Origin of the sequence: Planotetraspora thailandica (genome assembly GCF_016863335.1) — a bacterium.
Lineage (GTDB): Bacteria > Actinomycetota > Actinomycetes > Streptosporangiales > Streptosporangiaceae > Planotetraspora > Planotetraspora thailandica.
The window spans coordinates 13,336-27,642 of the sequence record NZ_BOOR01000076.1 but is presented as its reverse complement, the minus strand read 5'-3'; the positions used below and the strand labels follow the sequence as shown (position 1 = coordinate 27,642).

General features: G+C 65.1%; 15 protein-coding genes. 10 read left to right on the top strand and 5 right to left on the bottom strand.

Annotation, left to right across the window (positions count from 1 at the left end; translation table 11 throughout):
* The first annotated feature begins 198 nt into the window (after nucleotides 1-198).
* The 3 genes from Pth03_RS36745 (at nucleotide 199) to Pth03_RS36735 (ending at nucleotide 3,208) form a co-directional block, all read left to right on the top strand.
* On the top strand, nucleotides 199-1,791 hold the full coding sequence (locus tag Pth03_RS36745) for a glycosyltransferase family 39 protein (protein WP_203949106.1): 1,593 nt from the start codon (nucleotides 199-201) through the stop codon (nucleotides 1,789-1,791).
* A gap of 197 nt (nucleotides 1,792-1,988) precedes the next feature.
* Complete coding sequence (locus Pth03_RS36740) at nucleotides 1,989-2,300, top strand: PadR family transcriptional regulator (protein WP_203949131.1); 312 nt, start codon at nucleotides 1,989-1,991, stop codon at nucleotides 2,298-2,300.
* Nucleotides 2,297-3,208, top strand: a complete 912-nt coding sequence (locus Pth03_RS36735) for a hypothetical protein (protein WP_203949105.1) — start codon at nucleotides 2,297-2,299, stop codon at nucleotides 3,206-3,208. Before Pth03_RS36740 ends, Pth03_RS36735 begins: the two co-directional genes overlap by 4 nt.
* Before the next feature lie 155 nt (nucleotides 3,209-3,363).
* Here the strand turns inward: Pth03_RS36735 and Pth03_RS36730 are convergent, their stop codons facing one another.
* Nucleotides 3,364-3,891 (bottom strand): EF-hand domain-containing protein, encoded by a 528-nt coding sequence (locus tag Pth03_RS36730; protein ID WP_203949104.1) that lies wholly within the window; start codon nucleotides 3,889-3,891, stop codon nucleotides 3,364-3,366.
* Nucleotides 3,892-4,243: 352 nt separating this feature from the next.
* On the opposite strand from Pth03_RS36730, the gene Pth03_RS36725 reads away from it, so the two are divergent.
* The gene (locus Pth03_RS36725) at nucleotides 4,244-4,819 is read left to right on the top strand and encodes a TetR/AcrR family transcriptional regulator (RefSeq protein WP_203949103.1); all 576 of its coding nucleotides are present in this window, start codon (nucleotides 4,244-4,246) and stop codon (nucleotides 4,817-4,819) included.
* Nucleotides 4,820-4,956: 137 nt separating this feature from the next.
* Nucleotides 4,957-5,745, top strand: coding sequence for an SDR family NAD(P)-dependent oxidoreductase (locus Pth03_RS36720; RefSeq protein WP_203949102.1), 789 nt, complete (start codon nucleotides 4,957-4,959; stop codon nucleotides 5,743-5,745).
* On the opposite strand, the gene Pth03_RS42675 is transcribed toward Pth03_RS36720, so the two are convergent.
* Nucleotides 5,742-5,987 carry a TetR/AcrR family transcriptional regulator C-terminal domain-containing protein gene (locus Pth03_RS42675; RefSeq protein ID WP_203949130.1) on the bottom strand — a complete coding sequence of 82 codons (246 nt, stop codon included), beginning with the start codon at nucleotides 5,985-5,987 and terminating at the stop codon, nucleotides 5,742-5,744. The two genes, Pth03_RS36720 and Pth03_RS42675, sit on opposite strands and share 4 nt — an antisense overlap.
* Before the next feature lie 95 nt (nucleotides 5,988-6,082).
* Between Pth03_RS42675 and Pth03_RS36710 the strand changes: the two genes are divergently transcribed.
* The gene (locus Pth03_RS36710) at nucleotides 6,083-6,526 is read left to right on the top strand and encodes an ester cyclase (protein ID WP_203949101.1); all 444 of its coding nucleotides are present in this window, start codon (nucleotides 6,083-6,085) and stop codon (nucleotides 6,524-6,526) included.
* Between the two features lie 400 nt (nucleotides 6,527-6,926).
* Here the strand turns inward: Pth03_RS36710 and Pth03_RS36705 are convergent, their stop codons facing one another.
* The 3 genes from Pth03_RS36705 to Pth03_RS36695 all read right to left on the bottom strand — a co-directional run bounded on the left by Pth03_RS36705 (nucleotide 6,927) and on the right by Pth03_RS36695 (nucleotide 9,818).
* Entirely contained in the window at nucleotides 6,927-7,769 is an 843-nt protein-coding gene (locus tag Pth03_RS36705) for an FkbM family methyltransferase (RefSeq protein ID WP_203949100.1), read from the bottom strand.
* A 158-nt stretch (nucleotides 7,770-7,927) separates the two neighbouring features.
* Entirely contained in the window at nucleotides 7,928-8,494 is a 567-nt protein-coding gene (locus Pth03_RS36700; RefSeq protein ID WP_203949099.1) for a DUF6368 family protein, read from the bottom strand.
* Nucleotides 8,495-8,864: 370 nt separating this feature from the next.
* A complete protein-coding gene (locus Pth03_RS36695) occupies nucleotides 8,865-9,818 on the bottom strand; it encodes an AraC family transcriptional regulator (protein WP_203949098.1) in 954 nt (317 codons plus the stop codon).
* Between the two features lie 72 nt (nucleotides 9,819-9,890).
* Between Pth03_RS36695 and Pth03_RS36690 the strand changes: the two genes are divergently transcribed.
* From Pth03_RS36690 to Pth03_RS36675, 4 genes are all read left to right on the top strand, one after another.
* Nucleotides 9,891-11,321, top strand: coding sequence for an FAD-dependent oxidoreductase (locus Pth03_RS36690; protein WP_239119652.1), 1,431 nt, complete (start codon nucleotides 9,891-9,893; stop codon nucleotides 11,319-11,321).
* 159 nt (nucleotides 11,322-11,480) lie between these two features.
* Complete coding sequence (locus tag Pth03_RS36685; protein WP_308442413.1) at nucleotides 11,481-12,362, top strand: SLAC1 family transporter; 882 nt, start codon at nucleotides 11,481-11,483, stop codon at nucleotides 12,360-12,362.
* Nucleotides 12,363-12,364: 2 nt separating this feature from the next.
* Nucleotides 12,365-13,120, top strand: a complete 756-nt coding sequence (locus tag Pth03_RS36680) for an alpha/beta hydrolase family protein (RefSeq protein ID WP_203949095.1) — start codon at nucleotides 12,365-12,367, stop codon at nucleotides 13,118-13,120.
* Nucleotides 13,121-13,762: 642 nt separating this feature from the next.
* Entirely contained in the window at nucleotides 13,763-14,170 is a 408-nt protein-coding gene (locus Pth03_RS36675; RefSeq protein WP_203949094.1) for an Imm32 family immunity protein, read from the top strand.
* Nucleotides 14,171-14,307 lie beyond the last annotated feature (137 nt).

Genomic DNA, 14,307 nt, shown 5'->3' with positions numbered 1-14,307 from the left:
ACGGCTGTTCCCTCGTACCGCGGAGACCTGACCTCGATGGTGCGGGACGCCTCCGACCGCGCAATGGAGAGGTAGTCCATAGGCTCCGTCTCGTCCGTGGCTACACTGAGTTGGCCCTCTGGCGTTCGAGCATGGCCGGCAAGGGCACTGTCGTGATCGGTACCGTCGTCAGCGGCCTGCTCAGATGTGGATCTCACAGTGCATACACAGTCAGTCGGTCCTGCCTCCTCGGAGATCGAATCCGGGAGTGCTGCTGAAGGCCCGTCACCGTGGCCAGGACGGCTGACCCTCGTCGCGCCGGCCGTCATCGCACTCGTCGCCGGATTCTGGGGACTGGCCCGCGGCTCGATGTGGAACGACGAGGCGACCTCCTACATCGTGGCAGCCCGTGCCTTACCCGACCTGTGGCGCACGCTCGGCCATATCGACGCGGTACACGGCTTCTACTACCTCTTACTGCACCCCCTCGCCTCGATCACGTCCGATCCGGCAACCAACGAGATCCTGCTCCGGCTCCCCTCCGTACTCGCCACCGGCGTGGCCGCCGCGGGGGTCGCCGCGATCGCCCAGCGAACGGCCTCCCTCCGCGCCGGCCTGTTCAGCGGCCTGGCCTACGCCACCACACCCGTCGTCAGTTTCTACGCCCAAGAAGCCCGCTCCTACGCCCTGGTCAGCGCGGCGGTGGTGCTCTCCACCCTTCTCCTGGTCGAGGCATCCCGACGCACCGAACGCCGCTGGTGGGTTCTGTACGCCCTGGCCACCGCACTCGCCTGCCTGCTCAACCTGTTCGCCGGGCTCGTTCTGGTCGCGCACGCCACGACGCTCGTCCTCACCCGCCAACGCGCGGCCGTACTACGCCGCTGGGCCCTCGCCTGCCTCGCCGTCGCAGTCGCCATCGCCCCTCTGGCCTGGATTTGCAGCCGCCAGACGCAGCAGGTCGCCTGGCTCCCCAAGCCCCACTGGGAGACCGTGCAAGAGCTGATCACCCGCTTCGCCGGATCCGGCGTACTTTTGGTGCTCATCCTCGCCCTTGCGCTCGCCGCCTTCCTCCCGAAGCGCCTGACCGGCAAGCCCCGCATCGGCCACCACGCCGTACCGACGGCCACCGTTGGAACGGACCGGCGCATCGCTCTGCCGGCCGTGGCCGCCCCCCTGGCCGTCCTGCCGCCATCGCTGCTCCTGCTCGTCTCCCAGGTCAAGCCCTTCTACCAGGACCGCTACATCCTCTACGCGATCTGCGGCATCGCCCTGCTCACCGGCGCCGGACTCCACAACCTGGCCGGCGTGCTCGAAAGGTCGCGTGCCCTGCGGCCGCTCAGCGTTCTTGCCGCCTCAGCCCTCCTCTTGGCCACGGCGGCTCTGGCCCTCCCTGCCCAGAAGGAAGTCCGGCGGACCGACAGCCGCAATGACGACATCGCCGCCGCCGCGCGTGTCATCCACGACAACGCGCACTCCGGTGACGCCGTGCTCTTCCTGCCCTCTGGCGGCCGCATCGTCGCGGAGACCTATCCCAAAGACTTCGCCGACGTCCGCGACATCGCCCTGATGCGCTCGGGCGCTGAAGTCGGCCGTCTCTCCGCCAAGGAGCAACCTGCGGATCAGATCATCACCACGCTGGAGCACATGCCCCGCGTATGGGTGATCAGACGCTCCCACCTCACAGACTCCCGCTTCACAGCACCCCAAGACCGAGCCAAACTCAGCACCCTCCACGACCACTACCAGCAGGCGGAGGCGATTCGCGTCCACGGCTACCTCATCCGGCTCTTCGTCAGAAAACCGACCTCGTAGCAGCTGGGTTGGCATACGCGCCTGCCACTGGCCACTCGTGGTCGGCGTGGACGGTTATATGGGCGGGCGAAGAACTACCCGCGTGCTGATACGCCGGTTGCCGGCCGCGGCGCTCAGGCGCGGGCGGCAGGTGTGCAAGTGGCCGGAACGACTGGACCATATATCGGACCCCGATATATGGTCCCTTCGTGATCAAGATGACAGAGGCGACGTACTTCATCCTCGCCGCGCTCTTACAGGAGCCGCTCCACGGCTACGGGATCATCAAACGGGCGGGTGAGCAATCGGCTGGGCGAGTGAAACTCGCCGTCGGCACCCTGTACGGCGCGCTCGACCGGCTCGCGGAGGCGGGCTTGGTGGTGATCGACCATGAAGAGGTCGTTGACGGACGGCCGAGGCGCTACTACCGGATCACCGACGAGGGCGTCACCGCCGTCCGCGAGGAGGCCGTACGGCTTCAGCAGGCCGCCAGGGTCGTCACGGTTCAGATCGCGGTGATGGGCGCATGAGCACTCAGCCCGCGCTCGAACGGCGCTACCGCAGTCTGCTCAAGGCCTACCCGAAGGCCTATCGCGACGCTCACGGGGAGGAACTCCTCAGCACGCTGATGGAGGCGTCCGACCCTCAGGCGCGCCGACCCGCCCTCAGGGAGGTTTTCGCCCTCGTCACCGGCGGTTTCGCCGCCCGGGCACGGAACACCAGGGCCACGGGGGTGCCCTGGTGGGCGGACGGTCTGCACCTGGGTGTGCTCGTCGTCGCGACGACCACGTTCGCCACGGAAGTCAGCATCCTGCGAATGGGCACGCACATCTACCTCAATCGGCCAATCTGGACCCTTGGTGCGATCGTGCTGATGGTGGCCATCACCCGTGGATGGTTGCGGCTGGCGCTTCCTCTCGCGCTGATCGCCGCACTCGACACCAGCCGCATGCTGTTCTTGGACGGCTACGATCACGGGCTGATCGAATTCGGCCCGCCCTATACCTTGCTCGGGCAGATGCTGCCCTTCTGGATCATCGTCGTGGGCCTGGCCGTCCTCGCAGTGCGACCAGGGAAGGCGCTCCCCGCCCGATCGTGGTCGTGGCTCCTCATCCCGGCGCTTTTCTGGGTGGCGGAGTGCATCGTCCCCGCGTTCACGCTGGGGTACGTCGTCCCCGTGTTCACGCTGACGATGACGTGGCAGCTCTTCCTGGCGGGCGTCAAAACGCTGGTACTCGGGGGCGTGGTCTGGGCCACGGTCGCGATCAGAGATGCCAGGTGGGCGCTCGCGGCCGCCCTCTACCTGCTCCCCGGCCTGACATTCATCGGCGAGACGATGCTTCTGCACAGCGAAAAGACCCTCGCCTACTGGGGCGTGCTCACCCTGCTCGTGCTGGCATCGTTCGTCGCGGCCCGGCGAACCAGACAGAAGGTCTGATTTCCTGGGCGCCATTCAGGTCGAGGCCCGGCTCCGATCATGGAGCCGGGCTTTCCCTGGCTCGTGCACCTTGCGACCTGACGGGGCGCGTCGCTTGCCCACCAACTGCTCAACCCTGACCTGATCCCGGGGCCAGGCGGTGAAGCTCGCCCCGGCTATTCCACCAGCGCGCCGAAGACGTAGGTCCCGGGAGCGTCCGGGTCGTCGCCTGCCCAGAACTCTGTCCAGTGGGTGCGGAACTCGTCGCGGGTGAGGTGGCCGTCACCGTCCAGGTCCAGGCGAGGGAAGATCTCAGCGGTCGCCGTGGGCGTCCCGTTCCACGTCTCGATGAGCGCGCCGTACTCCGAACGGGAGATGAGGCCGTCCCCGTTGAGGTCGATGGCCTCGAACATCGCGTCTGCGGTGCCGGAGACGGCGTCCGCCATGTCGCCGAGGCCTTCCACGACGTGGAGCACCTCGTCGAGGGTGACGGCGTTGTCGCCGTCAGGGTCGGAGGCGGCCTGGAGCACCGGCCACCAGCCGGTCATGATGGATGCCAGTCGCTCCGGATCGACGGATCCGGCGACGGCCATCCAGCGATGGGCGAGCGCCTTGAAGTCGGCCTCGGTCAGCCGGCCGTCTCCGTCCACATCCATCGCACGGAAAACTCCGATGACCTTTCTGCGCTGGAACTCACTGGCCACATTCGCCTCCGTTTCTTCGGGAGGCTTCATGCTTTCGGGAGGTCACCGTAGGTGACCATACTCGGTTGAGTGAGGAATCAGTTACGTACCGTCATTCGGAGCCGTTCGCCATGCTGCTTCGACGAGCCGCCGCCGTGGCACACTGCGCTTCTTCGAGGTGATCCGCGGCGACGCGCAGCCACATCTGCGTCCGACGCTCTACTCCCTGGGGGTCATGCGCGATGCGCACACCCTCGTCGTCGTGTGACAACGCCGCGATTCGGCGCCCCCAAATAAACACGCGACACTCCGCGACGGGTGACGGTCGGCACCAATTGTGGACAGATCAGTTCCTTACCTGTATGGTCGTCGCATGGGTAGGCCAAGAACGTTCGACATCGACGCGGCAGTGGACCGCGCGATGAAGTTGTTCTGGCGTCAGGGGTTCGAGGCGACCTCGACGGAGGATCTCGTGGAAGGTCTCGGGATCACCAGAGGCAGCCTGTACAAGGCGTTCGGATCCAAGGAGCAGCTCTATGCGATGGCGCTTCGCCGTTACTGCCAGCACCACGCGGCGGCATTGATCGAGATGCTGGACCGGGCAGAGCAGGTGCGTCCGGCGATCCGGGCGGCACTGTTGGAGCTGGTGGAGACCGACCTGGCCGATCCGGTGCCGGGGTGCCTGCTGGTCAATGCGGCCACGGAGCGCTCGGCACACCCGGACACGGTGCAGCAGGTCTCCCGCACCATGGGCCAGATCGAGTCGGCCCTGGCCGGGGCGTTGGAGCGGGCCCGGGTCCGCGGCGACATCGCAGCAGACAAGGAGCCGAGGGAGCTGGCCCAGTTCCTGACCACGTTCCTGCAAGGTCTGCGGGTGATGGGCAAGGCCCGCGCGGATCGAGCGTTCCTCGAAAACTCCGTCGAGGTCGCCCTGGGCGCGCTCGACTGACTTTTTTGCTGCCCGGATTAGGAACCGATCAGTCAACAACTGGGCAGTGGGCCCCGAACCGCCAGACAAGGCCGCAGTCCTCAACTGACTTTTGCCACCCGAATTTGGAACCGATCAGTCAATAACTGGGAGTTACAGTGGATCTCGAACTGCAGGGCAAGGTCGCCGTCGTCACCGGCGCGAGCAAGGGCATCGGCTTGGCCACCGCGGCGGCGTTGCTCGACGAGGGTGCCCACGTGGTGGCGAGCAGCCGCACGCGCACCCCTGAGCTTGACGCCTTGGCCGCGCGTGGCGCCACCGTGGTGCTGGCCGACATCACTGACGCGGGCACCCCGCAGCGGCTCATCGACGCCGCGCTGTCGACGTACGGGCGCCTGGATGTGCTGGTCAACAACGTCGGCACCGGCGGCGTCCGGTCGGGCTTCCTCGACGTCGACGACGCCGAGTGGGCGCGGATGTTCGACGTGACGTTCTTCAGTGCCGTGCGCACCAGCAGGGCGGCCCTGCCCGCTCTGCTGGACACCGGCGGGGTGATCGTCAACATCAGCAGCATCAATGCCCGGCTGCCGTTCCCGATGGTGGTCGACTACTCCGCGGCGAAGGCGGCGATGTCCAACCTGACCAAGACCCTGTCGGAGGAGTTCGCCCCGCGCGGCGTGCGGGTCAACGCCGTCTCGCCCGGCCCGGTGCGGACCCCGTTCTGGACCGACCCGGGCGGCTTCGCGGACGCCGTCGCCGCCGGCGCCGGAGTCACCGCCCAGCAGGCGCTCGACGAGGTCGTGCCACAGAGCATGGCGATCAGCACCGGCCGGATCACCGAGGCCGCCGAGGTCGCTGACCTTGTACTGTTCCTCGCCTCCGCCCGCTCCGCCAATACCACCGGCGCCGAGTTCATCCTCGACGGCGGCCAAGTCAAGACGCTTTAACCGCAATGGAGACAGGGATACGGATAGCGATCATGGGTGCGGGATCGGGTTGCGTATCGGGCGAGAAACGTCTTGACGGCCTCGTTCACGACGCGCTCCGCTTCCGCTGGGGTCATCTCGAGAGCGGGCACGAGGAGGCGTGGCCGGAACACGATGTCGTTGATCATGCCGAGGAACTGCCGTCCAAGGCCGGCCGGGCGACTTGCACGCGCCCGCCCGACCGCTCCGAGACACGTAGTCAGATTCGCCGACGTGCATCATGGAGCGCCCCTCCCCTGCTGAGAGGCACCATCCACCCCTACTAGCGTTGGGTTGAGGTGTGGAGGGGAGGCCTCCCATGCAGGACGTGGAGGCGGCGGGTGTGGTGGACCGCTTCTTTGCGGCTTGCAATGCCCACAATTCGGAGCTTTTAGGGCGGTGCTTTGCCCCGCACATTGCCGCGGTGGGGCCAGACGGGGAGGCCGAGGGCCGGGAGCAGGTTGTCTCCTACTACGAGGTCATCTGGATGGCCGTGCCCGATATGCGCTTCACGGTCTGGCAGACGATCACGGAGGGCGACGAGGTCGCGGCGACAGCCTTGGTCACCGGCACGCACACCGGACCACTCCTGATGCCGGGAGGCGAGTCACTTTCCGGCACCGGCCGGCGGGTTGGCTTCCGCTGCTGCTGGGTCCTCACCGTGGAGCAACGCCTGATCGTCAGCTACCACCTTTTCTATGATCAGTTGGAGATGTACTCCCAGCTAGGGCTACAGCTGCCGGGGTCAGGCACGCCCTCGTGAACCGCGGCCTCCGAGGACGCCCGCCCATCCCCTCGCGCAGGGGATGGGCAGGTGCGTCTGTGAGGGTGCCCGGCAGGGTGTGCGCCGAGCCGGGGTCCTCAGCGAAAAGGGGCTTGGCGAGTTACTACCTGGGGTTCTCCATACATTGAGCCGTCTGTCCCTCCCGCCATGCCTGGCGGCGAGTAAGGCACCCAGTCCCCTTCGCCGTCCGGTTCGGCTCGAACGCGCCGCACTCCCCACCGCCTGGGCGCATCAACCGCCGAAGCGGAAGTGCCTGCCAGCAGGCCAAGCGTTCTCCCAGCGCGGGTGGCACGGTTTCCCGTGGCAGGGGCGGATACCTGGGTGTTGAGGTCCCCTGAACCTCTCACCGGGACGAAATCACGCGCAGCCGGGCTACGGCCTATGCGCGCGGGGTGAACAGCAGATTCCGCGTCTTGTACGGCCGCCCCTCCATCGCCGGGACAAGCGTGCCGTCCCCCTCGGACACCCAATGGGCGTCATAGCCCAACGGGCCGAACTCCGCCAGCAGCGAGTCCAGAGGAGCGTTCACGAGCGCTTCGAGCATGACCGTCGGCCGGTCCCGCTTCAGCACCCAGCGGGCACCCTCCAGGACGGCCTCCTCGTGACCCTCAACGTCGATCTTGATAAGGTCTACGCGCGTGTCGGCGAATACCTCATCCAGTGTGAGGAGTTGGATCCGCTTGAGTTCCGCGTCGGAGGCGGAGCGTTCCAACGAGGAGCCCGTAGACAAGAGGTTCGTGGAGAACCGGACCGAGATGTCAGCCCACCCCGATGAGCTGGACACTCCGGCCTGATAGCGCTTCACGTTCTGGACGTTGTTCGCCCGAACATTGACGGCCAGCCTGGCGTGAATGAAGTCGACCGGCTCGAACGCGTGCACCTTCGCGCCAGGGTTGGCAAGCGAGGCGATCATCGAGAAGTAGCCGACATGCGCTCCGACGTCGGCGATCGTCTGGCTCCTGGCCGCCAGCCGCGCCCACACGGACAGGCTGCCCGGCTCGTAGCCGAACTTGCCGTTCCAGATGGTGTCCAGCGCCACCGCGTCATCGTTCACGCAGAACATGACGAACGGCGGGCAGTACGGGGAGTCGATCTCGACGAAGCCGCGATACGGGAACTTCTTCCGGTGCGTGCGGATGATGTCGCCGGTAGAGACCGGGCGGACGGTGGGGGCGTGCGCCAGCATACGGGCGTTAGCTGCTTCAATCTCAGGAAGACGCATCATGCCAATCTAGGACGAAATGCACAGCCATGTCGCGTCGTTCTGGGATCGCCGGCCGGACTCCTCGCGCGACTGGCTCGCAACGGCAGCGGAGAGACCGGATGACCTGCCAAGGCCCAAAGCTCATGACACGTCCCCTCCCACTGCGTGAGTACGAATCACTGGATCACAAGGTGGAACGCGGGATGTCTCAACCACGCCTCAAGGAACTCCGCATCGCCGACGTGGCTGTACCAACGACTCCCGTCGATCGTCATGTAGCCGACCTCGCAGACCCATCCGGGCAACGATGTGACGAAGGAATGCACTTCAGCGAGACGTGCCTCCTCTTCTCCACGCATCCCCGTCGGGGCCCATGGCGACGGCCCGAGCAGCCCGTCGAAGTCGACCACTGCGCTTAAGCGCTGCATCAAGGCGAGAACCAGACGACCAGTGATCATCTGTGTCTGGATTTCCGTCCCTCTGGCCCAAACGCTCAGTTCCTGAACCGGTTGACGCTCCATCTGGGAGTAGTCGTCGCCCGGCTCCGGATCCCAATCCCCGATGGCCAATCCGAACTCACATGAACCATCCCAATCGGGCATCGCCAGCACTGACCCATCACCGATCTTGAAACAGATCGTTCCGTCTACTTGGGCCTCCACTGACACACCGAACGTCCGAAGCCAATGAGCCAGTTCACCCCGACTCTGCTGATCAAGCGATTCGAACAGCAACAGCGTCACCCCTGGAACCGACATCTAGCCTCCGGGAACAAGAGCCGGGCAACACCACAAGGGCACGAACTCTAGGAGATCAAAGTCCCTCATAGGCGCATCCTTATCAGTTCGTCCATGGTCACCTATGGAGGATGATCAGCTTCCGGCTCTCCCCCGGGAGGCCGGCCGGGTGGCTCCCCAGAGCGGCTCCCAAAGTCGGGGAAGCGACCGGGTGAACCCTAGAAACACCAAGGCCTGTGATGGCGTTTCGCCTGATCACGGTACCGGCGAATAGCGGCCTGGTCGGGAGCCCGACAGCCAACCAGGCGCCCCGCGGCGCGCGCTTCGGCCGTTGCAGTCGCTCTCTCCGACGGGCACAGTGCGCGCTGACTGTCAGTCACCCGCCGGGGAGCTTGTCATCAGGCCGCTCGCCTCGGGATTGACGTCGTCGGGCGGTCTCGCGTCGAAACCGGGCCGGAGTCGTGGCGGTGGTAAGGCGGAAGACACGTCCGAATGAGGATTCGGAACTGAAGCCAACCGTGGCCGCGATCGATCCGATCGACTGATCCGTATTGGTGAGTAGGTCGGCCGCGATCATCATCCTGACCTTGGTCAGGAAGACCCCGACGCTCATGCCGGTGCCGCGGGTGAAATGACGGATGAAGGTAGCACGAGACATAGCGGCGATCTCGGCCAGCTCAGCGATGGTCCATTCGTGGCCAGGGTCATGGACCAGCGCATCGATCGCGGTCTGTATTCGCATGTCATCGATTGCGGTCCACGGCGCCCTGTCGGTGGGATGACGTTGGGGTGAGTGTCGGAGCGCCATGGCGAGCAGGACATCGCAGAGTGAGGACAGGATGACCGCGGTCCCGTGTCCTTCGTTGTCAGCCTCGTACCGCATCAGCGCGGTCAACGCCCGCGCGTGTTCGCTCGCCTGCGCGCCAAGGTTGACGTGTACGACCTCGGGCAGCGTGGCGAACAGGATGTCGCCCGCCCCGGGGCGGAACGTATAGTGCCCGCAGAACAGGTCCAGCAAGTCCCCGCTGCCCACGGCCTGTGCGGTCGTGAAAGCGGCACCGTTTTGCCGGAGTATGCCGGGCTCTGTACCGGCTCCGCTGTGGACGGTGTGAGCCTGCCCGCGGGAGAGCAGCACGATGTCGCCGGCGACGAGCTGGACGGTTCTGTCCACGAGCTCGAGAGAGCATTCGCCTTCCAGCACCAGGTGAAACGGCACCTCACCCGCTGGGAGATCTGGGTGACTGACGGCCGTGCGCCCGGTGAACAGGCACCGCGTATCCAGCGTGCCCTCTAAGTGCGCGAGGCGGACCAGACGACTGATCGCATCCATGAGACTCCTGCTATAGAAATTGATACTTCAACGTCTATACGGATCATTGCCCAGTGTCTCATGGTGAGAGATATGAGCGAAGCAGAGAGCATTGGCGTCACGGCCGACCTGTTGGTCATCGGTTTCGGCAAGGGAGGGAAGACTCTCGCGGCGACCATGGGACGCGAGGGCAAGAAGGTCGTCATGGTGGAGCAGTCGGATCAGATGTACGGAGGGACCTGCATCAACATCGGCTGTATACCGACCAAGGCGCTGGTCCACCGCGCCGATGTTCGTCGCCCAGGCGACGAGCGGCAAAGCTGGTACCAGGACGCGATCGGCGCGGTCACGGACTTGACCACGATGATGCGCGGCAAGAACTTCCAGATGTTGGACACCCTCGACACCGTCACCGTGGTCACCGGCAAGGCCTCGTTTCTCGACTCCACGACGGTCGAGGTCGCGGCGGGCGACGACCGCCTGGCCATCAGCGCCGGGACCATCGTGATCAACACCGGATCCGTGCCCGTGATCCCCGACATCCGTGGGCTGCGCAAGAGCGAGTACATGGCGACGAGCACGGACCTGCTCCACACCGAAAAGCTCCCACGACACCTCGCAGTGATCGGGGGCGGTTATCTCGGCCTGGAATTCGCCGCCATGTACCGGCAGTTCGGATCGGAGGTGTCGGTCCTTGAGGCGTTTCCCAAATTCGTGGGTCGCGAGGACGACGATGTCGCCGAAGTCGTCGTCGGCATCTTCCGCGATCAAGGAATCACTCTCATCACCGACGCGAAGGTGACTGAGGTCGAGGACGGCTCCGCCGACGCCACCATCTATTACGAGGTCGACGGGCGTCCGCGGACCCTGAAGGCGGACAAGATACTCGTCGCCACTGGGCGCGTTCCCGCCATCGAGGGGCTCGGCCTGGACAGAGCGGGCATCCGCACAACCGAAGGTGGCGCCATCGAGGTGGATGAGCACCTGCGGACGAGCCAGCCGCACATCTACGCGATCGGCGACGTCAACGGGGGACCGATGTTCACCTACATCTCCCTCGACGACTACCGCATCGTCGCGGACCGGCTTCTCGGTGACGGCAGGCGCTCCACGGCTGATCGAGTCGCTGTTCCGCACACGATGTTCATCACCCCGCCGTTCTCCACCGTCGGCCTCACCGAGACCGCCGCCAGAGAACGCGGCTACAACGTGAGAATCGCCGCCAAGCCCGTTGCTCAGACCACAGCCACGCCTCGTGCGCGGATCATTGGTGATACCCGCGGCCTGATCAAGTTCGTCATCGACGCGGACACCGACCTCATTCTCGGCGCAGCATTGATCAGCATCGATTCTCAAGAAGTCATCAACCTGGTCGCCTTCGCCATGCGTCACGATGTTCCCGCCGGCGAGCTCGGCAACGCGATCTACTCGCACCCCAGCACGACCGAAGGATTCAACGAACTCCTCGGCACAGTCGCGCGCGTGCGGGTCGCCGTGAGCACGGCTGATCTCGAGAACGCGTAGCAGCTGAAGAGACAGTCGCTCGACACGAACCCATCGGAGAAGGAGTCGCGGTCTTCGCGCAGGAGCACCGTCTTGCGGGATCGAGTTACGACGCTTCCAGCCAACGCGGGCCGCTCCACGGCAGCAGTCACGCCGCGTCCGAAAGAAAGACCTACTTCTGTGGCAAGCACGACGAGCGACGCGCACGCGATATCGGACGAGAGCCGAAAGACACCTCAGCCATCTGCCGTGCCCGGAATCCCGCTGAACGCCTTCGGGATGACCTTCGGCCTCATGGGGCTTGCCGGCACATGGACGGAGGCCTCACGTTCGCTTGGGACTTCCATCTTGGTCGGGGAGATCCTGTGGGCGATCGCGACGATCGTATGGATCACGACCGTCACCCTCTACATCATCCGCGCGAAGAGCATGCGTCGGATCATGGCGGACCTCACCCATCCGGTCCTCGGTCCGTTCGCCGCGCTCATCCCGATCTCCGGAATCCTCCTCGGAGGACACCTTTTCGCCATGTGGCCGATCGTCGGCACGATCCTCGTCTGGGCCATGTTCACGGTGAGCATCGTGTTCGGAACCTGGTTCATCTCACAACTTCTCACCGTCCCGAAAGGATTCACCGCCATGCACGGCGGTTACCTGCTGCCGACCGTCGCGGCAGGGCTCATCAGCGCCCAATCGCTCGCGACCATCGGCGCCCACGCCGCCGCGGTGGCCGCTTTCGGCGTCGGGCTGCTGTTCTGGCTGCTCATCGGCGGCGCACTGATCGCCCGACTGGTCGCCGGGCCCGAAATCCCAGGCGGACTGCTCCCGAGCCTGGCGATCCTCGCCGCACCGCCCGCAGTCGCTGGGAACGCCTGGTGGGGATCCAGCGCGACTTTCGCCATGCGGGTCCTCACCACGAACACGTCCCCCTGGTCGACCATCGCCGCCTGGCTGATCGTCGGTATCGCCACCGTGGTGATCGGCGCAATCGCCCTCCAGAGCATCCGGCTCTGGGTCAAGAACCGCAGCGCAATCCATGTACTCACGACAACCGAAGGATGAGCATGAATGTGAAGAGGAACGCAGAGACCATTCGATACGAGTACGGAAGCGAACCCGATCAGTTCGGCGAATTCCACCCTGCGCGATCAGGTGATCCTCGGGGTACCGTCGTCTTCATCCACGGCGGCGTGTGGCGAGCAGGACGAGGCTGGGATACGCCGGATCGGGCGATCGACCGGCTCGTGCTGGCCGGGTGGAATGTCTGGAAAATTCAATTCCGAGGCGTCGGCGGTGGCGGCGGCTGGCCTAACACCGGCGACGACGTTCTGGCGGCGGTCAGCTTCCTGCCGGAGATCCAAAGGGATAGAGACCTTCCCCTCAGGCCCATCATCCTTGTCGGGCACAGTTCCGGCGGACACCTCGCCGTCTGGGCGCTCAGCGCGACTCACGATCAGGTCGCCGGCGCGGTGAGCGTAGAAGGCGTCCTCGACCTCAGACGTGCGGAGGCCGAGGAACTGGGAGATGGGGGCGTCGTGGCTTTCCTCGGCGGTACGTCTGCTGAGCTCCCCGACCGGTACCGAACAGCCGACCCCGTCCAGAACATTCGACCGGACATGCCGGTCCGTCTCATCCACGCTAGAGACGACACGGCGGTGCCCCTTTCGCAGAGTGAGGCCTACCTCGAGGCCGCGCAGCTCGCAGGTCAGGATGCTTCGCTCGCCCTCGTCGACGGCGACCACTTCACGCCCATCGATCCCGACAGCACGGCCTGGCTTGCAGTCGAAGGTGCCATCGAGGACTTGAGCCTCGATCGGTGATCCGGTTTGAGCAACGCCGTCGTCGACCGCGTCTTCGAGTAGAGCAGCCACCCGCATCGGACCGCTGGATGGCGGTAACTCCGCTGTCATGAGCCCGCTACCGCCACTGGCCGACACTTGTGGTCTTGCCGTACGGACAGCGTGGGAGCCCGTCAAGAGCATGATCCACATCAATGGGATCGAGGAGCTGCAACGGACCTGCCGGATCCTCTCCGTCCCGATCTGCCCCGCTCCCGAAAACCACGCCGCAGTGCAGAACGGCGCGCTCTTCCCACTGGCGAAAGAGGGGATGTTGGAGATCAGCAGAGAGATCAAAAAAGCCACTTCCGATGATCGGAAGTGGCCTTTGAGCTGGTGTGCGGCCGGAGGTACTCGAAACCCCAACCTTCTGATCCGTAGCAAGGTCAGACCTGTCCACAAGCGTCTACCGCCGTCACGAACGCCTGCTCAGAGAGGCTGTCCGGTTTCCCATATTCCACAGACGTCCACGGTCGTCCTGGGCTGTAGTTAGCAACAGCGTTAGCAAGATCAGCCGTCACTGGCCCTTGCCCCACCGTGTTGCGCGCGACTGGCACCATGGTCAAGCTGATGTCCCCGAAAGCTACGGGCGCCTGTTCGAGGTAACCATGTCGTGGAGGCAGCGTGGAGATCTTGTTTTCAGAGTCAACCGGCGAGATCGACTTGTCGGCTGATCGAGCCACGCTCAGTCACCTTGCCGACCTCTTGGCCCGCGGCTCCGGCTCGATGAGCGCTGACCCTGCTCCCAACCCTCCTCTTGGCCAGACACCGCTCACACATCTCTCCGTCCAGAGCGTGGACGGGGAACCAGTCGTTGTTGTCGCCGACACTGAGTCCCACTCTCTGTCAATCGCCGGCGACAGCGCCTTTCTCAAGATCTTCGCTGACAACGTTCAGGCCATAGCCGAGATCGACGATGGCGGTCATCTCCACATCGACTTCTACCCCGACCACCCCTACCTCGGAGAAGGTTCGGCACCCTTGGTCGTCAACAGCCCCCATGGTGAAACGCCGAAGGCCCGCACCCTCTGATCCCATCATTACGAGAGAAGGGCAGGTACCTCGTAGACCGCGTTCCCTCCTGCTCCGGCGGTAGATGCTAGCCAGAGCAGTGTGATCGCGTAAGGCGGCGTTGCTGTATTGGTTGCTGTACGGCGACCAACCGGCAA

What these genes read in the sequence shown, in the direction of transcription:
- Pth03_RS36740 (WP_203949131.1), top strand. Translation starts at nt 1,989, where the DNA reads ATGACAGAGGCGACGTACTTCATCCTCGCCGCGCTCTTACAGGAGCCG.
- Pth03_RS36735 (WP_203949105.1), top strand. Translation starts at nt 2,297, where the DNA reads ATGAGCACTCAGCCCGCGCTCGAACGGCGCTACCGCAGTCTGCTCAAG.
- Pth03_RS36725 (WP_203949103.1), top strand. Translation starts at nt 4,244, where the DNA reads ATGGGTAGGCCAAGAACGTTCGACATCGACGCGGCAGTGGACCGCGCG.
- Pth03_RS36710 (WP_203949101.1), top strand. Translation starts at nt 6,083, where the DNA reads ATGCAGGACGTGGAGGCGGCGGGTGTGGTGGACCGCTTCTTTGCGGCT.
- Pth03_RS36705 (WP_203949100.1), bottom strand. Translation starts at nt 7,769, where the DNA reads ATGCGTCTTCCTGAGATTGAAGCAGCTAACGCCCGTATGCTGGCGCAC.
- Pth03_RS36695 (WP_203949098.1), bottom strand. Translation starts at nt 9,818, where the DNA reads ATGGATGCGATCAGTCGTCTGGTCCGCCTCGCGCACTTAGAGGGCACG.
- Pth03_RS36690 (WP_239119652.1), top strand. Translation starts at nt 9,891, where the DNA reads ATGAGCGAAGCAGAGAGCATTGGCGTCACGGCCGACCTGTTGGTCATC.
- Pth03_RS36680 (WP_203949095.1), top strand. Translation starts at nt 12,365, where the DNA reads ATGAATGTGAAGAGGAACGCAGAGACCATTCGATACGAGTACGGAAGC.